Genomic DNA, 22,010 nt, shown 5'->3' with positions numbered 1-22,010 from the left:
GATATATAATAAGCCCATAGAAGAAAGAAAGGGAGGAAAGAGGATGCCACAGATTAGCAAAGAAGCCTTGATTGAACAAATCAAAGATGGAATCATTGTATCTTGCCAGGCACTTCCTCACGAACCGCTTTATACAGAAGCGGGAGGAGTCATTCCCTTGCTAGTCAAAGCGGCTGAGCAAGGTGGAGCAGTCGGTATCCGAGCAAACAGTGTTCGCGATATCAAGGAGATTAAGGAGGTTACGAAACTCCCGATTATCGGGATCATCAAACGTGACTATCCGCCACAGGAGCCATTCATTACAGCGACTATGAAAGAAGTTGATGAGTTGGCTGAACTAGACATTGAGGTTATTGCTCTGGATTGTACCAAACGTGAACGTTACGACGGTTTGGAAATTCAGGACTTCATCCGACAAGTCAAAGAAAAGTATCCAGATCAACTCTTAATGGCTGATACCAGTACTTTTGAAGAAGGGCTAGCAGCAGTCGAAGCAGGGATTGATTTTGTGGGAACAACCCTATCAGGCTACACTTCATATAGTCCAAAAGTAGATGGTCCAGACTTTGAACTAATCAAAAAACTTTGTGAAGCAGGAGTGGATGTCATCGCTGAAGGGAAAATTCATACACCAGAACAAGCCAAACAAATCCTTGAATATGGGGTGCGAGGCATCGTTGTTGGTGGAGCGATTACTAGACCAAAAGAGATTACGGAGCGCTTTGTTGCCGGTCTTAAATAACACAATCTCAAAACAGAGGAGAGTGGTTGATGCGTCGGAGAAAATGAAAACGTATACAAATACAAACTTGCTCATTATCCAATATGGATACGCTTATCAATTAGGAGAATACAAATGAAATTTAGAAAACTAGCTTGTACAGTACTTGCAGGTGCTGCGATTCTTGGCCTTGCTGCTTGTGGTAACTCTGGTGGAAGTAAAGATGCTGGAAAATCTGGTAGCGATAGCGGAAAAACAGAAATCACTTGGTGGGCATTCCCAGTCTTCACACAAGAAAAGACTGGCGATGGTGTTGGAACTTATGAAAAATCAATCATCGAAGCTTTCGAAAAAGCAAATCCAGATGTAAAAGTGAAATTGGAAACCATCGACTTTAAGTCAGGTCCAGAAAAGATTACAACAGCTATTGAAGCAGGAACAGCGCCAGACGTACTCTTTGACGCACCAGGACGTATCATCCAATATGGTAAAAATGGTAAATTGGCTGAGTTGAACGACCTCTTCACAGACGAATTCGTCAAAGATGTGAACAACGAAAACATCGTACAAGCAAGTAAGGCTGGAGACAAAGCTTACATGTATCCAATCAGTTCAGCACCATTCTACATGGCTATGAACAAGAAAATGTTGGAAGATGCAGGAGTTGCAAACCTTGTAAAAGAAGGTTGGACAACTGACGACTTTGAAAAAGTTTTGAAAGCGCTTAAAGAAAAGGGATACACTCCAGGTTCATTGTTCAGTTCTGGTCAAGGGGGAGACCAAGGAACACGTGCCTTCATCGCAAACCTTTATGGCGGTTCTGTAACAGATAAAGATGTAACAAAATATACAACTGACGATCCTAAATTCGTCAAAGGTCTTGAAAAAGCTGCTAGCTGGATCAAAGACGGTTTGTTGAACAATGGTTCACAATTTGACGGTGGAGCAGACATCCAAAACTTTGCGAACGGCCAAACTTCATACACAATCCTTTGGGCTCCAGCTCAAAACGGTATCCAAGCGAAACTCTTGGAAGCAAGTAAGGTAGATGTGGTAGAAGTACCATTCCCATCAGACTCTGGTAAACCATCTCTTGAATACCTTGTAAACGGATTTGCAGTATTTAACAACAAAGACGACAAGAAAGTCGCAGCAGCTAAGAAATTCGTTCAATTCATCGCAGATGACAAAGAATGGGGCCCTAAAGACGTAGTTCGTACAGGTGCCTTCCCAGTTCGTACATCATTTGGCAAACTTTATGATGACAAACGTATGGAAACAATCAGCAGCTGGACTAAATACTACTCACCATACTACAACACAATTGACGGTTTTGCTGAAATGAGAACACTTTGGTTCCCAATGTTGCAATCTGTATCTAATGGTGACGAAAAACCAGCGGATGCTTTGAAAACCTTCACTGAAAAAGCTAACGAAACCATCAAAAAAGCTACAAAACAATAAGCACTAAGTCAGATTGATTCCCCCCTTTTCCCTGTGCACTACGGTGTAAGAAAAGGGGGACTTTTGTTTGAAATGGTAGGAACTGTCACGAAATTAAAATGAAGTTCTTACATAAGCGAATCTTAAAAAATTTCATTTTGGTTTTAAAACAGTTCAAGAAAATCAAAAACTATTCTATTTGAAAGAGAGGTGCCGACTGTGAAAGTCAATAAAATTCGTATGCGGGAAACAGTGATTTCCTACGCTTTCCTAGCACCAGTGTTATTCTTCTTTGTCATCTTTGTCTTGGCTCCTATGATTATGGGATTCATTACAAGTTTCTTTAACTACTCCATGACTAAATTTGAGTTTGTGGGCTTGGACAACTACATTCGCATGTTTAAAGACCCTGTCTTTGTGAAGTCTTTGATCAATACCGTTATCCTGGTTATTGGATCTGTTCCGATTGTGGTTCTCTTCTCGCTCTTTGTAGCATCTCAAACCTATCATCAAAATGCCATTGCCCGTTCTTTCTATCGTTTCGTCTTCTTCCTTCCTGTAGTTACAGGTAGTGTTGCCGTAACGGTTGTATGGAAATGGATCTATGACCCACTATCAGGGATTCTAAACTTTGTCCTTAAGTCAAGCCACATCATCAGCCAAAACATTTCTTGGCTGGGTGACAAAAACTGGGCTTTGCTAGCGATTATGATTATCCTTTTGACAACATCTGTTGGTCAACCGATTATCCTTTATATCGCTGCTATGGGGAATATTGACAACTCACTTGTTGAAGCAGCGCGTGTTGACGGTGCGACTGAATTTCAAGTCTTCTGGAAAATCAAATGGCCTAGCCTTCTTCCAACAACTCTTTACATCGCGATCATCACAACCATCAACTCATTCCAATGTTTCGCCTTGATTCAGTTGTTGACTTCTGGTGGTCCAAACTATTCAACAAGTACCTTGATGTACTATCTTTACGAAAAAGCCTTCCAATTGACAGAGTACGGCTATGCAAATACCATCGGTGTCTTCTTGGCAGTGATGATTGCCATTGTCAGCTTTGCTCAATTCAAGATCCTCGGAAACGACGTAGAATACTAAAGAAAGGAGACAGTTATGCAACCTACACAAAAGAAACCCTTAACAGCTTTCACTGTTATTTCAACGATTATCTTGCTCTTGTTGACCGTACTGTTCATCTTTCCATTCTACTGGATCTTGACAGGTGCCTTCAAATCACAGCCTGATACCATTATGATTCCGCCACAGTGGTTCCCTAAAATGCCAACCATGGAGAACTTCCAACAACTCATGGTGCAAAACCCTGCTATGCAGTGGATGTGGAACTCTGTATTTATCTCACTGGTAACCATGTTCTTAGTCTGTGCAACCTCTTCTCTAGCAGGTTATGTCTTGGCTAAGAAACGTTTCTATGGTCAACGCATCCTCTTTGCAGTCTTTATCGCTGCCATGGCGCTTCCAAAACAAGTTGTCCTTGTACCATTGGTACGTATCGTCAACTTCATGGGAATTCACGATACTCTTTGGGCAGTTATACTGCCTTTGATCGGATGGCCATTTGGGGTCTTCCTCATGAAACAGTTCAGTGAAAACATCCCGACAGAATTGCTTGAATCAGCTAAAATCGACGGTTGTGGTGAGATTCGTACCTTCTGGAGCGTAGCCTTCCCTATCGTGAAACCAGGATTTGCAGCTCTTGCGATCTTTACCTTCATCAATACTTGGAACGACTACTTTATGCAGTTGGTTATGTTGACTTCACGTCAAAACTTGACTATCTCACTCGGGGTTGCGACCATGCAGGCCGAAATGGCAACCAACTATGGTTTGATCATGGCGGGTGCAGCTCTTGCAGCCGTACCAATCGTAACCGTCTTCCTTGTCTTCCAAAAATCCTTCACTCAGGGTATTACTATGGGAGCGGTCAAAGGTTAAGAAAAGTAAATTAGTGTATCAAGATTGCAGAAGTGGTCTTGACATGCCATGGAAATATAGAGTTATAAGTGTCTACAAAATGGAGAGTATGCAGTTACTTTGTGAAGTTTTGTCAGACACTTATAAACTTAAGAATAAACTCTTTTCATGATACTAGTTAGAGTAGGTTCGTTTTATGGTAACTATTTTCCGCTTTAGTGGTATCTAAGATAAGAATCTTACGCTTATCTTAGACGGAATTTTTGAGACTGACGATGAAAGAGCAAAAGGCTCAAAAATTAGGAATGAAATTCCGAAGGAATTTGCTTCCGTCCGCACTGTTACAGGGAAATAGAGAAAGGATAATTCGAAACTGAAAAATAGTAACTATCAGAAACGAAGGAAACAGTATGATTTTTGACGATTTGAAAAACATCACCTTTTACAAGGGAATCCATCCCAATCTAGACAAGGCTATCGACTATCTCTACCAGCACCGTAAGGATTCTTTCGAACTCGGTAAGTATGAGATTGACGGGGACAATGTCTTTCTAGTTGTTCAGGAAAATGTCCTCAATCAAGCTGAAAATGATCAGTTTGAGCACCATAAGAACTATGCAGACTTGCACTTGCTGGTAGAAGGACATGAATATTCGAGCTACGGTTCACGTATCAAAGACGAAGCAGTAGCATTCGACGGAGCGAGCGACATTGGCTTTGTCCATTGTCATGAAAAATACCCACTCTTGTTGGGCTATCACAATTTTGCGATTTTCTTCCCAGGAGAACCGCATCAGCCAAATGGCTATGCAGGTATGGAAGAGAAGGTTCGCAAATATCTCTTTAAAATTTTGATTGATTAAAAGAATCAGGAGGAGCAAACATGGCACAAAAAGGAGTAAGCCTTATCAAGGCGGCATTTGATACAGATAATTTTCTCATGCGTTTCAGTGAGAAGGTCTTGGATATCGTCACAGTCAATCTTCTTTTTGTCGTCTCTTGTTTGCCCATTGTGACGATTGGAGTGGCGAAAATCAGCCTCTATGAAACCATGTTTGAGATTAAGAGAAGCAGACGAGTTCCAGTTTTCAGAACCTATCTAAGAGCCTTCAAGCAAAATCTGAAACTGGGGCTTCAGTTAGGTCTGTTAGAGTTGGGCATTGTGTCATTAAGCCTTCTAGACCTCTATCTCTTCTGGGGACAGACTGCTTTGCCTTTCCAGATTGTCAAGGCTATTTGTTTGGGGATTCTCATCTTCCTCACTCTCGTGATGCTGGCTAGTTATCCCATCGCTGCGCGCTATGATTTGTCTTGGAAAGAAGTGCTGCAAAAAGGGCTTATCTTGGCAAGTTTTAACTTTCCATGGTTCTTCCTCATGTTAGCCATTCTCTTTCTCATTGTGATGGTTCTTTATCTATCCGCCTTCACTCTCCTTCTGGGTGGGTCAGCCTTTATACTCTTTGGTTTTGGTTTGCTGGTCTTTCTCCAAGTAGGATTGATGGAGAAAATTTTCGCAAAATACCAGTAGGATGAGATCTTTCTGAAACTACTTTCAATCGTTATAGTTTCTAAAATACAAGTAGAAACTAAAATCTAAGTGTATACAAGATATTGAAAGCGATTTTCACAAGGTGTATACTAAACTTGTAAAAAATAGAACTGCTCTCAGCAGAAAAAAGAAATCTTAGGAGAAAATCTATGTCAGATTTGAAAAAATACGAAGGTGTCATTCCAGCCTTCTACGCATGTTACGATGATCAAGGAGAAGTAAGCCCAGAGCGCACACGTGCTTTGGTTCAATACTTCATTGATAAGGGAGTTCAAGGTCTCTATGTCAATGGTTCTTCTGGTGAATGTATCTACCAAAGTGTGGCAGATCGCAAGTTGATTTTGGAAGAAGTCATGGCAGTTGCCAAAGGAAAATTGACCATCATTGCTCACGTAGCTTGCAACAATACCAAAGACAGTATGGAACTTGCTCGCCACGCAGAAAGCTTGGGAGTAGATGCTATCGCAACGATTCCACCGATTTACTTCCGCTTGCCTGAGTACTCAGTTGCCAAATACTGGAATGACATTAGTGCTGCAGCACCAAACACAGACTATGTTATTTACAATATTCCTCAGTTGGCAGGTGTTGCTTTGACTCCAAGCCTTTACACTGAAATGTTGAAGAATCCTCGTGTTATCGGTGTTAAGAACTCTTCTATGCCAGTTCAAGATATCCAAACCTTTGTCAGTCTTGGTGGAGAAGACCACATTGTCTTTAATGGTCCAGATGAACAGTTCCTAGGTGGCCGTCTCATGGGTGCCAAAGCTGGTATTGGTGGTACTTACGGTGCGATGCCAGAACTCTTCTTGAAAGTCAATGAGTTGATTGCTGAGAAAGATTTGGAAACAGCGCGTGAATTGCAATACGCTATCAATGCAATCATTGGCAAGCTCACTTCTGCACATGGAAATATGTACGGTGTCATCAAAGAAGTCTTGAAGATCAATGAAGGACTTAACATTGGATCAGTTCGTTCACCATTGACACCAGTGACTGAAGAAGATCGACCAGTTGTAGAAGCAGCTGCAGCCTTGATTCGTGAAACCAAGGAGCGCTTCCTCTAATCCATAAGGAGGTATTTATGACACACTACGTTGCAATTGATATCGGTGGAACCAATATCAAATATGGTTTGATTGACCAAGAAGGCCAACTTGTTGAATCGCATGAAATGCCAACTGAGGCGCATAAGGGTGGACCTCATATCTTACAAAAGACAAAAGATATCGTAGCCAGCTATTTAGAAAAAGGCCCAGTAGCAGGTGTTGCCATTTCTTCTGCAGGAATGGTGGATCCTGATAAGGGGGAAATTTTCTACGCTGGTCCTCAGATTCCCAACTATGCAGGAACCCAGTTCAAGAAGGAAATCGAGACGAGTTTTAATATTCCTTGCGAGATTGAGAATGACGTCAATTGTGCAGGTCTGGCTGAGGCAGTATCTGGTTCAGGCAAGGGAGCGAGTGTCACTCTTTGCTTGACCATTGGAACCGGTATCGGTGGTTGCTTGATTATGGGTGGGAAGGTCTTCCATGGATTTAGTAATTCAGCCTGCGAAGTTGGTTATATGCACATGCAGGATGGAGCTTTTCAGGATCTTGCTTCTACGACAGCCTTAGTAGAATATGTAGCAGTAGCTCATGGAGATCCAGTTGACCAGTGGAATGGCCGACGCATTTTCAAGGAAGCTACCGAAGGAAACAAGATCTGTATGGCTGGGATTGACCGCATGGTAGACTATCTAGGAAAAGGTCTGGCAAATATTTGCTATGTGGCCAATCCAGAAGTGGTCATTCTCGGTGGCGGCATTATGGGGCAAGAGGCTATTCTCAAACCGAAGATCCGCACAGCCTTGAAGGCGGCCTTGGTGCCAAGCCTAGCTGAAAAGACGAGATTAGAATTTGCCCATCACCAAAATACAGCAGGGATGTTGGGTGCCTATTACCATTTCAAGACAAAACAATCCTAGTTTGGAACTATAGAATTAAGAAAAACACTGAATCACTACTTGAGTGAAAACTGTTTTACTTAATTCTTTTTTATTGAAAAATTTAAGCCAAAGGAGGTAATCGTGAGAAACTAGGAGAAAATAACCGACTTGCATGAGAAGTTAAGGCGAGAGCAATTCTATCATCCATTTAATTGATAATTAGCTTGAGTAAATGGGAAAATGTGGAAAAATGATATAATGAGGTGGACGAAAAATTGACAAATTAGAATTTCTAGAGGTGAGAAAATGTAATGGCAACCTATTCACCTGAAATCGAAATCATATACAATTACGAGGAGATTGTAAGATGAATAATTATATAAAATTAAATGAAGATAGATGGAATAATGTCAAAAATGACTATACTGAGCCATTGACACAGGAAGAATTAGAAGAAGCTAGAAAGCATCCAATTTCTGTTGCTTTAACTGTTGGGAAAAAAGTTCCGATAGAATGGTTTGAAAAAGCCAAGGGGAAAAAGATATTAGGGTTAGCTTGTGGTGGTGGTCAGCAGGGTCCCGTTTTTGCTGCAAAAGGTTATGATGTCACCATCATGGATTTTTCTAAATCACAATTAGAAAGAGACGAGATGGTTGCAAAAAGAGAAGGCCTAAAAATCAATACGGTTCAAAGCGATATGACAAAAGCATTTCCATTTGAAGATGAAACTTTTGATATTATTTTTAATCCGGTTTCAAATGTATATATAGAAGATTTAGATAACATGTATAAAGAAGCCTCTCGCGTATTGAAAAAGGGCGGACTCTTAATGGTCGGATTTATGAATCCCTGGATATACATGTATGATGCTGACATTGTATGGGACAAACCTGATGAGGAATTACTTTTAAAGTTTTCACTACCTTTTAATTCAAGAGAGCTTGAAGAGGAAGGCAAAATCACCATCAATCCAGAATATGGATATGAATTTAGCCATACCTTAGAAAGTCAGATTAGAGGACAACTAAAAAATGACCTCGCTATGATTGATTTTTATGAATCGTGTGACAAAAGACATCGCTTGTCACAGTATGGAAATGACTACATCGCTACACTCTGCATTAAACTATGATATTATAGAACGTACTTCTGAAGAATAGCTCGTTTTATTTTACGATTAGAATTTGTCCATCACCAAAATACAGCAGGGATGTTGGGAGCCTACTATCATTTTAAACTCAATGAAAATCAAAGAGCAAAGTAGGAAGCTAGCCGTAGGCAGTACTTTAGTACGGCAAGGTGAAGCTGACGTGGTTTGAATTTGATTTTCGAAGAGTATCAAGACAAAACAATCCTAGTTTGGCTCAACCAAACTAGGATTTTCTAACACGTTTTTGTCTACGATAGCCGTTGAGTTTTTTATTTTCCCAATAGCTGTTAAAGATTTTTTCCTTGCTCTCGCGATTGATTTCTAAAAAGTAGGCATAAATCAAATCTATTAAAATGAGCATAGGGAGTTGAGCGGAAATACGCTGGATGTAAGAAGATTGACTATGACTTGCGACAAGGACCGTTTCGGTATAGGCCTGACTGTTTTTGTTTGGAGCGCTGGTAAATAAAATGGTCTTGGCCCCCATTTCCTTGGCGTCCAGCAAACTATCGAGGACGGATTGGGTAGTGCCTGATAGGGAAAAACCAAGTACCAGACAATTTTCATCCATGATACTAGTCGTCCAAGCAAAGCCATCCTGGTCGGTCAAAGCTTCACAGACCACACCTAATCGCATAAAGCGCAGTTTCATCTCACGGGCTATCAGACCAGAACTTCCCGTCCCAAAGAAGTAAACTCGTTCTGCGTCATCGATTAATTGGGCGACGCGTTCCAGTTGTTCTTCGTCGATCAAATCCTGTGTTTGTTCTCGCATGATACTGTAGCTTCGCAAAACACGTTTGGTCAAGGGACTGTGTTTGTGCGAATGAGTGTCCGGTTTACTAGCCTGATGCTGGTATTGAAAGACGAATTCTCGGTAGCCTGTAAAACCACACTTTTTGGAAAAGCGGGTCAAGGCTGCTTGGGAGATATGTAATTTCTGGGTAACTTGCTGAGAAGAGAGATCATCTTGGATTGTTTCAGTTTGTAAAAAATAACGAGCGATTTCTTGCTCGAGCTCGGTTAATTCTTCAAAATGGAGATCGATTATGGTTGCGATATCTGGCTTGTTCATGAGGCTCCTTTTTATGAGTCAAAGTCTTAAAGGTTAACGCTTTCCTAACTATTACTATCATTATATCATAGAAAATAAGATAACCAAATAAAAAGGCATTTTCAGTTAAAAGTCAAAAAATGCTTCGACTTTTCCAAGAGTTTCTCCGTAAAATATGGTACAATGAAATGTACTGAGATTCACCTATTTACTCTATTATTTTAGGGAAAATAAAGGTGGAAATCGGGAATTTTTCTAGAAAAGAGTCTTAGTTGTATGAGAAAATTTAATAGCCATTCGATTCCGATTCGGCTTAATTTACTATTTGCGATTGTCATTCTGCTCTTTATGGTCATTATTGGTCGATTGTTATACATGCAGGTGCTCAATAAGGATTTTTATGAAACAAAATTGGCCTCAGCCAGCCAAACAAGGGTGACAACCAGTTCGGCTCGTGGCCAAATCTACGATGCAACAGGGAAACCCTTGGTAGAAAACACACTCAAGCAAGTTGTTTCTTTCACACGAAACAATAAGATGACGGCAGCAGAGTTAAAGGAGACGGCTAAAAAACTGCTGACGTATGTGAATGTCACTTCCCCTGAACTCACAGACCGTCAGATTGCGGACTATTACTTAGCTGACCAAGAAATCTACAAGAAGACAGTCGAGGCCCTTCCAAGTGACAAACGCCTGGATTCAGATGGAAATCGCTTATCGGAAGCGACCCTCTATAATAATGCGGTTGAAAGTATCAACGTGAGTCAGCTTAACTATACGGATGATCAGAAAAAGGAAATCTATCTCTTTAGCCAGCTCAATGCAGTTGGAAATTTCGCAACTGGAACCATTTCAACAGATGCCTTGGATGATACGCAAGTTGCACTTGTAGCTTCTGCGTCCAAGGAATTACCGGGCATTAGCATTTCAACCTCATGGGACCGAAAAGTACTGGACACTTCTTTATCGTCTATCGTCGGTAGTGTTTCCAGTGAAAAGTCAGGTCTTCCAGCAGAGGAAGTTGACGCTTATCTCAAGAAAGGATACTCTCTCAATGACCGAGTGGGGACTTCCTATCTTGAAAAGCAATATGAAGATGTTCTTCAAGGCAAACGCTCCGTCAAGGAAATCCACCTCGACAAGCACGGAAATATGGAAAGTGTGGAAAATGTCGAAGAAGGAAGCAAAGGAAACAATATCAAGTTAACGATTGACCTAGCTTTCCAGAATAGTGTGGATGACCTACTTAAGAGCTACTTTAACTCGGAGTTGGGTAACGGTGGAGCCAAATATTCTGAAGGAGTCTACGCTGTAGCCCTCAATCCTAAAACCGGTGCAGTTCTGGCGATGTCAGGTGTCAAGCATGATGTCGAATCCGGGAAATTAAGTTCAGATTCGCTTGGAACGATAACCAATGTCTTTGTGCCAGGGTCTGTTGTTAAGGCAGCGACCATCAGCTCTGGTTGGGAAAACGGAGTCTTGTCAGGCAATCAAACCTTGACAGACCAGCCGATTGTTTTCCAAGGTTCGGCCCCTATCAATTCATGGTACACCTTGTCCTATGGCTCTTTCCCGATCACAGCAGTTGAGGCTCTAGAGTACTCTTCTAATACCTACATGGTTCAAACCGCGCTAGGAATCATGGGACAGACCTACACGCCAAACATGGTGGCTGCAACGGGACAGTTAGAGACTGCAATGGGCAAATTGCGATCAACCTTTGGGGAATACGGACTCGGAGCTTCAACAGGGATTGACCTCCCAGATGAATCCACAGGATTTACGCCAAAAGAATTTGATTTGGGGAACTATATCAATAATTCCTTTGGGCAGTTCGATAACTATACACCGATGCAGTTAGCCCAGTATGTCGCAACCATCGCAAACAATGGTGTGCGCTTGGCTCCTCACATCGTTGAAGGAATCTATGGCAACAATGACCAAGGTGGCTTAGGCAGTCTAGTTCAGGAAACAGCTGCCAAGGAAATGAACAAGGTCAATATCTCAGAAGCCGATATGGCTATCTTGCACCAAGGTTTCTATCAAGTTTCGCATGGAACGAGTGCTCTGACAACTGGTCGTGCCTTTTCAAATGGCGCAGCCGTTTCCATCAGCGGGAAAACGGGTACTGCCGAAAGTTACGTTAATGGCGGTCAAAAAGCCAATAATACCAACGCAGTTGCCTATGCACCAACCGAAAATCCTCAAATCGCGGTCGCAGTCGTCTTTCCTCATAACACCAACCTTACAAACGGTGTCGGACCTTCGATTGCACGCGACATTATCAATCTTTATCACCAACACCATCCAATGAATTAGAAAGGAACTTATGCTGTATCCAACACCTATTGCCAAGCTGATTGATAGCTATTCAAAGTTACCAGGCATCGGGATTAAAACGGCTACCCGCCTAGCCTTCTATACCATTGGAATGTCTGATGACGATGTCAATGAATTTGCCAAAAATCTCCTGTCTGCTAAGCGGGAATTAACCTATTGTTCCATCTGTGGCCGTTTAACGGATGATGATCCTTGCTCGATCTGTACAGATCCGACTCGTGATCAGACAACCATCTTGGTACTAGAGGATAGTCGCGATGTGGCTGCTATGGAAAACATCCAAGAATACCATGGACTCTATCATGTCTTGCACGGCCTCATTTCTCCGATGAATGGTATCAGCCCAGACGATATCAACCTCAAGAGTCTCATGACTCGTCTCATGGATAGTGAGGTTTCAGAGGTGATTGTGGCAACCAATGCGACGGCAGATGGGGAAGCGACATCTATGTACCTTTCTCGTCTCCTCAAGCCAGCTGGTATCAAGGTCACTCGTCTAGCACGAGGACTAGCCGTGGGAGCAGATATCGAGTATGCGGACGAAGTCACACTCTTACGAGCCATTGAAAATCGGACAGAGTTGTAGGAGTAGACAAATTTACGAACTAAATTTATTCATAAGAAAATTAAGGAGACCGATTTTGATGTTATAGGTCTCTTTTATGTTTCTTAAATTCTAGTACCATGTTCAAGTTTCAAAAAAGAAGCAAATATGATATACTAAAGAACGAGTATTCTATTAGAATTAGGACAAGCAATATGAAACAAACAATTATTCTTTTATACGGTGGGCGTAGTGCAGAGCGTGAAGTCTCTGTCCTTTCAGCTGAAAGTGTTATGCGTGCGGTCAACTACGACCGTTTCACAGTCAAGACTTTCTTTATCAGTCAGTCAGGTGACTTTATCAAAACGCAAGAATTTAGCCAGACTCCAGGTCAAGAAGATCGTCTCATGACCAATGCGACTATTGACTGGGACAAGAAAATAGCGCCAAGTGCCATCTATGAAGAAGGTGCAGTGGTCTTTCCAGTTCTTCATGGTCCTATGGGAGAAGATGGCTCTGTTCAAGGATTCCTTGAAGTTTTGAAAATGCCCTATGTCGGCTGCAATATCTTGTCATCTAGTCTTGCCATGGATAAAATCACGACTAAGCGTGTTTTAGAATCTGTCGGGATTGCTCAAGTACCTTATGTGGCTATCGTTGAAGGCGATGATGTGACTGCTAAAATCGCTGAAGTTGAAAAAAAATTGACTTATCCAGTCTTCACGAAGCCGTCAAATATGGGTTCAAGTGTCGGTATTTCTAAGTCTGAAAACCAAGAAGAACTCCGTCAAGCCTTGGAGCTTGCCTTCCAATATGACAGCCGTGTCTTGGTAGAGCAAGGGGTGAATGCCCGTGAAATCGAGGTTGGTCTCTTGGGCAACTACGATGTGAAGAGCACGCTTCCTGGTGAAGTGGTCAAGGATGTTGCCTTTTATGACTATGATGCCAAATACATCGATAACAAGATTACCATGGACATCCCAGCCAAGATTAGTGATGATGTGGTAGCTGTCATGCGTCGAAATGCTGAAACAGCCTTCCGTGCGATTGGTGGCCTCGGTCTGTCTCGTTGTGATTTCTTCTATACCGATAAGGGCGAGATTTTCCTAAACGAGCTCAATACCATGCCAGGTTTTACCCAGTGGTCTATGTATCCACTACTTTGGGACAATATGGGAATCAGCTACCCAGAACTAATCGAGCGTTTGGTTGACCTTGCTAAGCAAAGTTTTGACAAGCGCGAAGCGCATTTGCTATAAAATGAAAGAGAGGGTAGGAGTTAGAACTAGCACTGTTAGGTGAGTCGAGTTCGTGGACTTCACCCCTTTTTAAAGGAGTAGAAATGAAATTAACGATCCATGAAATTGCCCAAGCCGTTGGAGCTAAAAATGATGTCAGCATCTTTGAGGACACCCAGTTAGAAAAAGCTGAGTTTGACAGTCGTTTGATTGGGACGGGAGATTTGTTTGTGCCACTCAAAGGTGCGCGTGATGGTCATGACTTTATCGAAACAGCCTTTGAAAATGGAGCAGCAGTAACCCTGTCTGAGAAGGAAGTAGAAGGTTATCCCTACATTCTAGTAGATGACGTGTTGTCTGCCTTTCAAACCCTCGCAGCCTACTATCTTGAAAAAACGGCAGTTGATGTCTTTGCCGTTACGGGTTCAAATGGCAAGACGACGACTAAGGATATGTTGGCACATTTACTATCAACAACCTACAAGACCTACAAAACCCAAGGCAATTACAATAACGAAATTGGTCTTCCTTACACAGTTCTTCATATGCCAGATGATACTGAAAAGTTGGTCTTGGAAATGGGACAGGATCACTTGGGAGATATTCATCTCTTGTCTGAATTGGCTCATCCTAAGACAGCCATTGTGACCTTGGTTGGAGAGGCTCATTTGGCCTTTTTCAAAGACCGTTCGGAAATCGCCAAAGGAAAAATGCAGATTGCAGATGGCATGGATCCGGGTTCTGTTCTCTTAGCACCAGTCGATCCGATTGTCGAGGACTACTTGCCAGCTGATAAAAAGTTGGTCCGATTTGGGCCAGGAGCTGAGTTAGAAGTCACAGACTTGATTGAGCGCAAGGATAGTCTGACCTTTAAGGCTAATTTTTTGGGACAAGCCCTCGATTTGCCAGTGACAGGTAAGTACAATGCCACCAATGCTATGATTGCTGCTTATGTGGCTATACAAGAAGGAGTTTCAGAAGAGCAAATTCGTCAGGCCTTCCAGAATCTTGAATTGACCCGTAATCGTACCGAGTGGAAGAAAGCGGCCAATGGAGCAGATATCCTGTCAGATGTGTATAATGCCAATCCTACAGCGATGAAGTTGATTTTGGAGACTTTTTCGGCTATTCCAGCCAACGAAGGTGGCAAAAAAATCGCTGTTCTAGCAGACATGAAGGAGCTCGGCGACCAGTCTGTTCAGCTCCATAACCAGATGATTTTGAGCCTCTCGCCAGATGTGCTGGATACCGTTATTTTCTATGGAGAAGATATTGCGGAATTAAGCCAACTGGCTAGTCAAATGTTCCCAATCGGCCACGTTTATTACTTCAAAAAAACAGCTGACGAGGACCAATTTGAAGACCTAGTAAAGCAAGTCAAGGAAAGTCTCGGTGCCAATGACCAAATCTTGCTCAAAGGTTCTAACTCTATGAATCTAGCCAAGTTGGTAGAAAGTTTAGAAAATGAATGCAAGTGATTTTGCCAAGTATCTGCAAAGAATGCTAGCCATTACGGATACTGGATTAACCTTTACAAAAGATCCGTTTGACCGTGAGCGCTACGAAGACTTGCGAAGTCTGTTATCTGAAATGTTGAATCAGGTATCAGACCTCGATGCAGAAGAAGTGGCAGAAGTCTTGAAACCAACGTCCGCTTATGCAACTCCTCTGATGGACGTCCGTGCTTGGATTGTTGAGGATGAAAAAGTCTGTTTAGTTAGAGGAAAAGGGGAGGATAGTTGGGCTTTGCCAGGTGGTTTTGGTGAAGTCGGCTACTCTCCAACCGAAAATATTCTTAAAGAAATTGAAGAAGAAACCGGCTTTACAGCAAAAGCTGAAAGGTTACTTGCAGTTTTTGATACCAATCGTTTCCAACTGCAGAGCAAACAATATGCAAAGTTTGTCTTTGAATGTAAGCTTCTTGATGGACAATTTCAAGAGAATCAAGAAATTGCTGAGCTTCAATTTTTTGCCATTGACCAATTGCCAGTCTTATCTGAAAAACGCATCACCAAGGAGCAAATGGAGATTCTTTGGCAGGTTTATAAAGGACAAAGGGACCAATATGTTGATTAGTTTATGCTAGAGAAGTTGACAAATCAAAAAAGGGTATCTGCAAGGTGCATTTCTGCAATACAAATGATATAATAGGTTGCGAATTTAAGGCGCAAGTGTTCTATGCATGGCATGGAATCCAGTTTTTCAAAAAAATTAAAAGCTGGGGGGAGTGAATTTTTTTACTGCCTCTAGCTAGATGAACGAGGAATAGAATATGAATTTGTGGGATAAATTATTTACCACACAGATATCAGAACCGCCCCAGTTTGAACTCCACTGGTACATTGGTTTGTTATGTTTACTGGCTCTTACTTTCTATGCTTCTTATCGTTTTCGCGATAAAGTGGCTTACCAGCGTTTTATTCAGATCCTTCAGTCTGTTCAACTGATTGTTCTGTATAGCTGGTATTGGGGCAATCTCATGCCTCTGTCAGAAAGTTTGCCCTTCTATCATTGCCGTATCGCCATGTTTGTGATGCTCTTGATTCCAGGGACATCCAAGTACAAACAATACTTTGCCCTTTTAGGAACTTTTGGAGCAACAGCGGCACTGGCTTACCCACTCTTTGATCTCTACCCATTTCCACACGTGACCATTTTGTCTTTCATTATCGGACATGTTGCCCTTTTAGGAAATGCGCTCCTATACTTGTTTAGAAACTATCAACCTTCCCTTCTCGATTTGAAGAATGTGGTGGTGATTACTTTCGCCTTAAATGGCTTGATATGGGTTGTCAACTTAGTTGTAGGTGGAGATTATGGATTCTTGACAAAGCCACCATTGGTTGGTGATCATGGCTTAGTTGCTAATTATCTGATTGTGTCGCTGGTATTAGCTACAGCTATTAGTTTGACCAAGAAAGTGTTAGAAGTTTTTGTAGAGCAGAAAGCAGAAAAAATACTTGTGAAGAAGGCTTAAATATAAGCTTTCTTTTTTTGTAAAAAACGATACTTTTTTTAAGTTAGGCTGTTAAGATAAAAAAGATAGAAATAAAAAGCGAAAAATGACTAGGAAATTTATCAAAATCTGAGCACAATCGGATTTTTTGTGTTATAATATTCTGTGAATAGCTATGCCCAAGTATAGTTATTAAATAGAAGTGAGAAACTTGGAAGACAGAGAGGATGCGATGTAATGACTAGAGATGGTTTTTTTACAGGCTTAGATATCGGAACTAGCTCAATTAAAGTGCTAGTAGCTGAGCATAGAGATGGCGAAGTAAACGTAATTGGTGTAAGTAACGCCAAAAGTAAAGGTGTCAAAGACGGAATTATTGTTGATATTGAAGCAGCTGCTTCAGCGATCAAATCAGCAATCACACAGGCAGAAGAGAAAGCTGGTATTTCTATTAAGTCTGTTAACGTTGGACTTCCAGCAAACCTCTTGCAGGTCGAACCAACACAAGGAATGATTCCTGTTACTTCAGATACCAAAGAAATCACAGACCAGGATGTTGAGAATGTTGTCAAATCAGCTTTGACAAAGAGCATGACTCCTGATCGTGAAGTGATTACCTTTATTCCAGAAGAATTCATCGTGGATGGTTTCCAAGGAATCCGTGACCCTCGTGGTATGATGGGTGTCCGTTTGGAAATGCGTGGTCTGCTTTACACAGGTCCTCGTACGATTTTACACAATCTTCGCAAGACAGTTGAGCGTGTGGGTATTCATGTTGATAATGTGATTATTTCACCTTTGGCAATCGTGAATTCCGTTCTCAATGAAGGTGAACGTGAATTTGGTGCGACTGTCATTGACATGGGTGGAGGTCAGACTACTGTAGCGACTATCCGCAACCAAGAATTGCAGTTCACTAACATCTACCAAGAAGGTGGAGATTACGTTACTAAAGACATTTCTAAAGTCTTGAAAACATCTCAAAAAATTGCAGAAAGTTTGAAACTGAACTATGGTGAAGCTTACGTTCCACTTGCAAGTAACGAAACTTTCCAAGTTGAAGTAATTGGTGAAGTAGAACCTGTTGAAGTAACAGAAAGCTATTTGGCAGAAATTATCTCAGCACGCATCAAACATATCTTTGACCAAATCAAACAAGAGTTGGAAAGAAGACACTTGTTAGATTTGCCAGGAGGTATCGTCCTTATCGGTGGAAATGCAATTTTGCCAGGAATTGTTGAATTAGCCCAAGAAGTATTTGGTGTTCGCGTAAAACTCTATGTACCAAATCAAGTTGGAATTCGCAACCCTGCATTTGCGCACGTGATTAGCTTGTCTGAGTTTGCTGGTAAATTGACTGAAGTCAATCTTCTTGCCCAAAAAGCAGTTAAAGGAGATGAATTCCTTCGTCAAAAACCAATAAACTTTGGCATTCCAAATCAACGTTTGAATCCAGTAGCGCAACCAAGTCCAGCACAAACAGCTCCAGCTGAAACTGTGCAGGAAGCTCCAGTTGCTCCTAAGGAAGAATTCCAAGCAAGTTCTCAAAGTAAACCGAAGCTAACAGAACGTTTCCGTGGTTTAATCGGAAGCATGTTTGATGAATAAAAGAGGATAAGAAATTATGACATTTTCATTTGATACAGCAGCAGCTCAAGGCGCAGTTATTAAGGTAATTGGTGTCGGTGGTGGTGGTGGTAACGCCATCAACCGCATGGTTGACGAAGGTGTTGCTGGTGTAGAATTTATCGCAGCCAACACTGATGTACAAGCCCTTAGCAGTACGAAAGCAGAAACAGTTATCCAACTTGGTCCAAAATTGACTCGTGGTTTGGGTGCTGGAGGTCGTCCAGAAGTTGGACGTAAAGCTGCAGAAGAAAGTGAAGAAGCTTTGACGGAAGCTATCACTGGAGCAGACATGGTCTTTATCACTGCAGGTATGGGTGGTGGATCTGGTACAGGTGCAGCCCCTGTTATTGCACGTATCGCTAAAGATCTTGGTGCTCTTACAGTTGGTGTTGTGACACGTCCTTTCGGATTTGAAGGAAGCAAACGTGGCCAGTACGCTGTAGAAGGAATCAACGAACTTCGCGAGCATGTTGATACTTTGTTGATTATCTCTAATAACAACTTGCTTGAAATCGTTGATAAGAAAACGCCACTTCTTGAAGCTCTTAGCGAAGCAGATAATGTCCTTCGCCAAGGTGTTCAAGGGATCACTGACTTGATCACGAACCCAGGATTGATTAACCTTGACTTTGCTGATGTGAAAACTGTAATGGCCAACAAAGGGAATGCCCTTATGGGTATCGGTATCGGTAGTGGTGAAGAACGCGTTGTTGAAGCGGCTCGTAAAGCAATTTACTCTCCACTTCTTGAAACAACTATCGATGGTGCAGAGGATGTCATCGTCAACGTTACTGGTGGTCTTGACTTGACCTTGATTGAAGCAGAAGAAGCTTCAGAAATTGTCAACCAAGCAGCTGGCCAAGGTGTAAACATCTGGCTTGGAACATCAATTGACGAAAGCATGAAGGATGAAATCCGTGTTACAGTTGTAGCGACAGGTGTTCGTCAAGAGCGCGTGGAAAAAGTAGTTGGAGCTCGTAACAACCAACCAGTTGGACGTCCAACAACTAAAGCTCCACAAGCGCACACATTTGACCGTCAATTCGACTTGGAAGAGACAGCAGAATTACCTAAATCAAGCCCACGTCGTTTTGAAACAAACCAAGCGTCTGCTTTTGGAGACTGGGACTTGCGTCGTGAGTCTATTGTTCGCCAAACAGATCCAGTTGTTTCACCAGTAGAACGCTTCGAAACACCAGTTTCACAAGATGAAGATGAATTGGATACACCTCCATTCTTCAAAAATCGTTAATCAATGAATTTGAAAAAAAATACTGAATTAGTATTTCAGCAGATTGCTGATGCTAGTCTAGAAGCAAACCGTGCTTTAGATGCTGTTTCAGTTATTGCAGTGACAAAATATGTAGACATACAAACAGCGGAAGCCTTGCTTCTGCTTGGTGTCCGTCATATAGGTGAAAATCGAGTTGATAAATTCTTAGAAAAATATCAGGCCTTGAAAGATTATCCAGTCACTTGGCATTTAATAGGAACACTACAAAGACGGAAAGTAAAAGAAGTAATCCCATATGTGGATTACTTTCATGCTTTAGACTCCCTAAAATTGGCTCAGGAAATTCAAAAGAGAAGAGACCAGGTTATCAAGTGTTTCTTGCAGGTCAATATTTCTGGGGAAGAAAGCAAGCATGGGTTTTCAAAAGAAGAATTGCTAGAACTTTTGCCAGAATTGGCTAAGTTAGATCAGATTGAGTATGTTGGTTTAATGACCATGGCTCCTTTTGAGGCAGATAGTGAGAAATTGAAAGAAATTTTCAAAGAAACACAAGCTCTGCAGGCAGAAATTAGAGAAAAACAAATCCCTAATATGCCGATGACAGAACTCAGTATGGGAATGAGTCGTGATTTCAAAGAAGCCATTCAGTTCGGCTCAACCTTTGTTCGAATCGGTACAGCATTTTTTAAATAGGAGAGAGCTATGTCTTTAAAAGATAAATTCGATAAATTTATAGATTATTTCACAGAAGATGGAGAGGAAACAACTAACTACCAGCCTCAACAAGAGGAAACAGTTCGTCCGGCCGTCTCAACTTCTAAGGAATTACCAGCACCTGCTCAGTCAGGATCAGCAAAAGATGCAAATATTACTCGTCTTCATGCGCGTCAGCAAGAATTGGCGATGCAAAGCCATCGTTCTGATGAGAAAGTAACAATCGACGTTCGCTATCCAAGAAAATATGAAGATGCAACTGAGATTGTAGATTTGTTGGCTGGAAATGAAAGTATTTTGATTGATTTCCAATATATGACAGAGGTACAAGCCCGTCGTTGCCTTGATTACTTGGATGGAGCCCGTCATGTCTTGGCTGGAAATATGAAAAAAGTCGCGAGTACGATGTATCTATTGACTCCTGTCAACGTTATCGTGAATATTGAAGATATCAAGCTTCCAGATGAATCACAAAGCGCTGAGTTTGGTTTTGATATTAAACGAAATAGAGCAAGATAATGATTTTCTTAATCCGTTTAATCCAAAATGTGGTTAGCATTTATTCCATCATTCTCGTTGCATTTGCTCTTCTTTCATGGTTTCCAAATGCCTATGAAAGCCAGCTGGGACGCCTAGTTATCAGACTTGCTCGCCCAGTTATTGAGCCACTTCGTAAGCTCAATCTACAATTTGCTGGTCTTGATTTTACAGTTTGGGCAGCGCTAATTCTGATTCAGTTTGTTGGAAATATCTTAACACGACTAGTCCTATTACTATGACAGCAAATAGAACCATTTATCAGCACTTTTCCCAAGATGATATTCCCTTTATTGATAAGGGGTTAGAGTGGATCAAGCGGGTAGAAGATACCTATGCGCCGGTACTTACTCCTTTTATCAATCCCCATCAGGAACAGATTTTGAGGGTACTAGCTGGGACATATGGACTGGGTTGCCAAAGTAGTGGTGATTTTCTTCCGACAGAGTCGGTTCGAGTTCTTCTCTATCCAGATTACTTTGAACCGGAGATATCAGATTTTGAAATGACCCTGTTAGAAATTTGCTATCCGAGTAAGTTTGAACAACTGAGTCATGGAAAAATTTTGGGAACAATCATCAACCAACTAGGAATTGACCGTAAATTATTTGGTGATATCTTGGTAGATGAAAAGAGAGCACAGATTTTTGTCAATCGTGATTTCATTCCTCTTTTTCAGGATGGAATAAGAAAGATTGGCAGACTTCCTGTATCGCTGGAGGAACGTCCTTTTACCGATAGGATTTTGTCTAAAATTGATTATAGAGAACGAGAAATTTTAGTTTCGAGTTTTCGATTGGATGCCCTCTTATCAAGTGCCTTGAAATTATCTAGAAACCAAACTAGTCAACTGATAGAGAAAAAATCTGTCCAGGTAAACTATCATCTGGTTGAAAAAAGTGATTACCAGGTTGCAGTTGGAGATTTGATCAGTGTGAGAAAGTTTGGTCGTCTAAAAATTGTCAAAGACAATGGTCAGACCAAAAAGGATAAGAAAAAACTAACAGTCCGGCTACTTTTAAGCAAGTGA

General features: G+C 41.5%; 22 protein-coding genes. 21 read left to right on the top strand and 1 reads right to left on the bottom strand.

Annotated features, from left to right (window positions below):
* The first annotated feature begins 43 nt into the window (after positions 1 to 43).
* The 9 genes from SORDD25_RS03045 to SORDD25_RS03005 all read left to right on the top strand — a co-directional run bounded on the left by SORDD25_RS03045 (position 44) and on the right by SORDD25_RS03005 (position 8,716).
* The gene (locus SORDD25_RS03045) at positions 44 to 742 is read left to right on the top strand and encodes an N-acetylmannosamine-6-phosphate 2-epimerase (protein WP_033630087.1); all 699 of its coding nucleotides are present in this window, start codon (positions 44 to 46) and stop codon (positions 740 to 742) included.
* Positions 743 to 856: 114 nt separating this feature from the next.
* Positions 857 to 2,185: an ABC transporter substrate-binding protein gene (locus SORDD25_RS03040; RefSeq protein ID WP_061852576.1), complete on the top strand. Its 1,329-nt coding sequence runs from the start codon at positions 857 to 859 to the stop codon at positions 2,183 to 2,185.
* A gap of 219 nt (positions 2,186 to 2,404) precedes the next feature.
* Positions 2,405 to 3,271, top strand: a complete 867-nt coding sequence (locus SORDD25_RS03035) for a carbohydrate ABC transporter permease (RefSeq protein ID WP_161801140.1) — start codon at positions 2,405 to 2,407, stop codon at positions 3,269 to 3,271.
* A 15-nt stretch (positions 3,272 to 3,286) separates the two neighbouring features.
* Positions 3,287 to 4,126 carry a carbohydrate ABC transporter permease gene (locus SORDD25_RS03030; RefSeq protein WP_001183243.1) on the top strand — a complete coding sequence of 280 codons (840 nt, stop codon included), beginning with the start codon at positions 3,287 to 3,289 and terminating at the stop codon, positions 4,124 to 4,126.
* Positions 4,127 to 4,515: 389 nt separating this feature from the next.
* Complete coding sequence (locus SORDD25_RS03025) at positions 4,516 to 4,968, top strand: NanQ anomerase/TabA/YiaL family protein (protein ID WP_061852575.1); 453 nt, start codon at positions 4,516 to 4,518, stop codon at positions 4,966 to 4,968.
* A 20-nt stretch (positions 4,969 to 4,988) separates the two neighbouring features.
* Positions 4,989 to 5,633, top strand: a complete 645-nt coding sequence (locus SORDD25_RS03020) for a YesL family protein (RefSeq protein WP_061852574.1) — start codon at positions 4,989 to 4,991, stop codon at positions 5,631 to 5,633.
* Positions 5,634 to 5,803: 170 nt separating this feature from the next.
* The gene (locus tag SORDD25_RS03015; protein WP_061852573.1) at positions 5,804 to 6,721 is read left to right on the top strand and encodes a dihydrodipicolinate synthase family protein; all 918 of its coding nucleotides are present in this window, start codon (positions 5,804 to 5,806) and stop codon (positions 6,719 to 6,721) included.
* 17 nt (positions 6,722 to 6,738) lie between these two features.
* Positions 6,739 to 7,623, top strand: coding sequence for an ROK family protein (locus SORDD25_RS03010; RefSeq protein WP_061852572.1), 885 nt, complete (start codon positions 6,739 to 6,741; stop codon positions 7,621 to 7,623).
* A gap of 328 nt (positions 7,624 to 7,951) precedes the next feature.
* A complete protein-coding gene (locus SORDD25_RS03005) occupies positions 7,952 to 8,716 on the top strand; it encodes a class I SAM-dependent methyltransferase (protein ID WP_061852571.1) in 765 nt (254 codons plus the stop codon).
* A 241-nt stretch (positions 8,717 to 8,957) separates the two neighbouring features.
* Here SORDD25_RS03005 and SORDD25_RS03000 read toward each other — a convergent pair whose 3' ends face one another.
* Positions 8,958 to 9,809 carry a MurR/RpiR family transcriptional regulator gene (locus SORDD25_RS03000; protein WP_061852570.1) on the bottom strand — a complete coding sequence of 284 codons (852 nt, stop codon included), beginning with the start codon at positions 9,807 to 9,809 and terminating at the stop codon, positions 8,958 to 8,960.
* Positions 9,810 to 10,064: 255 nt separating this feature from the next.
* On the opposite strand from SORDD25_RS03000, the gene pbp2b reads away from it, so the two are divergent.
* The 12 genes from pbp2b (at position 10,065) to SORDD25_RS02940 (ending at position 22,010) form a co-directional block, all read left to right on the top strand.
* Entirely contained in the window at positions 10,065 to 12,107 is a 2,043-nt protein-coding gene (gene pbp2b, locus SORDD25_RS02995) for a penicillin-binding protein PBP2B (RefSeq protein WP_061852569.1), read from the top strand.
* A gap of 10 nt (positions 12,108 to 12,117) precedes the next feature.
* Positions 12,118 to 12,714 (top strand): recombination mediator RecR, encoded by a 597-nt coding sequence (gene recR, locus SORDD25_RS02990; RefSeq protein ID WP_000966754.1) that lies wholly within the window; start codon positions 12,118 to 12,120, stop codon positions 12,712 to 12,714.
* Positions 12,715 to 12,887: 173 nt separating this feature from the next.
* Positions 12,888 to 13,931 carry a D-alanine--D-alanine ligase gene (locus SORDD25_RS02985; protein WP_061852568.1) on the top strand — a complete coding sequence of 348 codons (1,044 nt, stop codon included), beginning with the start codon at positions 12,888 to 12,890 and terminating at the stop codon, positions 13,929 to 13,931.
* An 83-nt stretch (positions 13,932 to 14,014) separates the two neighbouring features.
* Complete coding sequence (locus SORDD25_RS02980) at positions 14,015 to 15,388, top strand: UDP-N-acetylmuramoyl-tripeptide--D-alanyl-D-alanine ligase (protein WP_061852567.1); 1,374 nt, start codon at positions 14,015 to 14,017, stop codon at positions 15,386 to 15,388.
* The gene (locus SORDD25_RS02975) at positions 15,375 to 15,986 is read left to right on the top strand and encodes an NUDIX hydrolase N-terminal domain-containing protein (RefSeq protein WP_061852566.1); all 612 of its coding nucleotides are present in this window, start codon (positions 15,375 to 15,377) and stop codon (positions 15,984 to 15,986) included. Before SORDD25_RS02980 ends, SORDD25_RS02975 begins: the two co-directional genes overlap by 14 nt.
* Positions 15,987 to 16,182: 196 nt before the next feature.
* On the top strand, positions 16,183 to 16,887 hold the full coding sequence (locus SORDD25_RS02970) for a YwaF family protein (protein ID WP_061852565.1): 705 nt from the start codon (positions 16,183 to 16,185) through the stop codon (positions 16,885 to 16,887).
* Between the two features lie 216 nt (positions 16,888 to 17,103).
* A complete protein-coding gene (gene ftsA, locus SORDD25_RS02965) occupies positions 17,104 to 18,474 on the top strand; it encodes a cell division protein FtsA (protein ID WP_000196346.1) in 1,371 nt (456 codons plus the stop codon).
* 16 nt (positions 18,475 to 18,490) lie between these two features.
* Positions 18,491 to 19,747: a cell division protein FtsZ gene (ftsZ, locus tag SORDD25_RS02960; protein ID WP_000144263.1), complete on the top strand. Its 1,257-nt coding sequence runs from the start codon at positions 18,491 to 18,493 to the stop codon at positions 19,745 to 19,747.
* Positions 19,748 to 19,750: 3 nt separating this feature from the next.
* The gene (locus tag SORDD25_RS02955; protein ID WP_061852564.1) at positions 19,751 to 20,422 is read left to right on the top strand and encodes a YggS family pyridoxal phosphate-dependent enzyme; all 672 of its coding nucleotides are present in this window, start codon (positions 19,751 to 19,753) and stop codon (positions 20,420 to 20,422) included.
* Between the two features lie 9 nt (positions 20,423 to 20,431).
* Positions 20,432 to 20,962 (top strand): cell division protein SepF, encoded by a 531-nt coding sequence (locus SORDD25_RS02950; RefSeq protein WP_049478468.1) that lies wholly within the window; start codon positions 20,432 to 20,434, stop codon positions 20,960 to 20,962.
* Complete coding sequence (locus SORDD25_RS02945; protein ID WP_061852563.1) at positions 20,962 to 21,222, top strand: YggT family protein; 261 nt, start codon at positions 20,962 to 20,964, stop codon at positions 21,220 to 21,222. Before SORDD25_RS02950 ends, SORDD25_RS02945 begins: the two co-directional genes overlap by 1 nt.
* Positions 21,219 to 22,010 (top strand): YlmH family RNA-binding protein, encoded by a 792-nt coding sequence (locus SORDD25_RS02940; protein WP_061852562.1) that lies wholly within the window; start codon positions 21,219 to 21,221, stop codon positions 22,008 to 22,010. The genes SORDD25_RS02945 and SORDD25_RS02940 overlap by 4 nt, the downstream gene beginning before the upstream one ends.

The organism is Streptococcus oralis (assembly GCF_001579525.1).
Taxonomy (GTDB): domain Bacteria; phylum Bacillota; class Bacilli; order Lactobacillales; family Streptococcaceae; genus Streptococcus; species Streptococcus oralis_M.
This window is presented reverse-complemented; position numbering and strand designations above follow the sequence as displayed.

Bases quoted from the DNA above. Each gene is read 5' to 3' on its own strand.
- pbp2b (WP_061852569.1), top strand. From the start codon at position 10,065: ATGAGAAAATTTAATAGCCATTCGATTCCGATTCGGCTTAATTTACTA.
- SORDD25_RS02945 (WP_061852563.1), top strand. From the start codon at position 20,962: ATGATTTTCTTAATCCGTTTAATCCAAAATGTGGTTAGCATTTATTCC.
- SORDD25_RS02970 (WP_061852565.1), top strand. From the start codon at position 16,183: ATGAATTTGTGGGATAAATTATTTACCACACAGATATCAGAACCGCCC.
- SORDD25_RS03040 (WP_061852576.1), top strand. From the start codon at position 857: ATGAAATTTAGAAAACTAGCTTGTACAGTACTTGCAGGTGCTGCGATT.
- SORDD25_RS02940 (WP_061852562.1), top strand. From the start codon at position 21,219: ATGACAGCAAATAGAACCATTTATCAGCACTTTTCCCAAGATGATATT.
- SORDD25_RS03000 (WP_061852570.1), bottom strand. From the start codon at position 9,809: ATGAACAAGCCAGATATCGCAACCATAATCGATCTCCATTTTGAAGAA.
- SORDD25_RS02975 (WP_061852566.1), top strand. From the start codon at position 15,375: ATGAATGCAAGTGATTTTGCCAAGTATCTGCAAAGAATGCTAGCCATT.
- SORDD25_RS02980 (WP_061852567.1), top strand. From the start codon at position 14,015: ATGAAATTAACGATCCATGAAATTGCCCAAGCCGTTGGAGCTAAAAAT.
- ftsZ (WP_000144263.1), top strand. From the start codon at position 18,491: ATGACATTTTCATTTGATACAGCAGCAGCTCAAGGCGCAGTTATTAAG.
- SORDD25_RS03010 (WP_061852572.1), top strand. From the start codon at position 6,739: ATGACACACTACGTTGCAATTGATATCGGTGGAACCAATATCAAATAT.
- ftsA (WP_000196346.1), top strand. From the start codon at position 17,104: ATGACTAGAGATGGTTTTTTTACAGGCTTAGATATCGGAACTAGCTCA.
- SORDD25_RS03035 (WP_161801140.1), top strand. From the start codon at position 2,405: ATGCGGGAAACAGTGATTTCCTACGCTTTCCTAGCACCAGTGTTATTC.
- SORDD25_RS03025 (WP_061852575.1), top strand. From the start codon at position 4,516: ATGATTTTTGACGATTTGAAAAACATCACCTTTTACAAGGGAATCCAT.
- SORDD25_RS03015 (WP_061852573.1), top strand. From the start codon at position 5,804: ATGTCAGATTTGAAAAAATACGAAGGTGTCATTCCAGCCTTCTACGCA.
- SORDD25_RS02955 (WP_061852564.1), top strand. From the start codon at position 19,751: ATGAATTTGAAAAAAAATACTGAATTAGTATTTCAGCAGATTGCTGAT.
- SORDD25_RS03030 (WP_001183243.1), top strand. From the start codon at position 3,287: ATGCAACCTACACAAAAGAAACCCTTAACAGCTTTCACTGTTATTTCA.
- SORDD25_RS02985 (WP_061852568.1), top strand. From the start codon at position 12,888: ATGAAACAAACAATTATTCTTTTATACGGTGGGCGTAGTGCAGAGCGT.
- SORDD25_RS03045 (WP_033630087.1), top strand. From the start codon at position 44: ATGCCACAGATTAGCAAAGAAGCCTTGATTGAACAAATCAAAGATGGA.
- SORDD25_RS03005 (WP_061852571.1), top strand. From the start codon at position 7,952: ATGAATAATTATATAAAATTAAATGAAGATAGATGGAATAATGTCAAA.
- recR (WP_000966754.1), top strand. From the start codon at position 12,118: ATGCTGTATCCAACACCTATTGCCAAGCTGATTGATAGCTATTCAAAG.
- SORDD25_RS02950 (WP_049478468.1), top strand. From the start codon at position 20,432: ATGTCTTTAAAAGATAAATTCGATAAATTTATAGATTATTTCACAGAA.
- SORDD25_RS03020 (WP_061852574.1), top strand. From the start codon at position 4,989: ATGGCACAAAAAGGAGTAAGCCTTATCAAGGCGGCATTTGATACAGAT.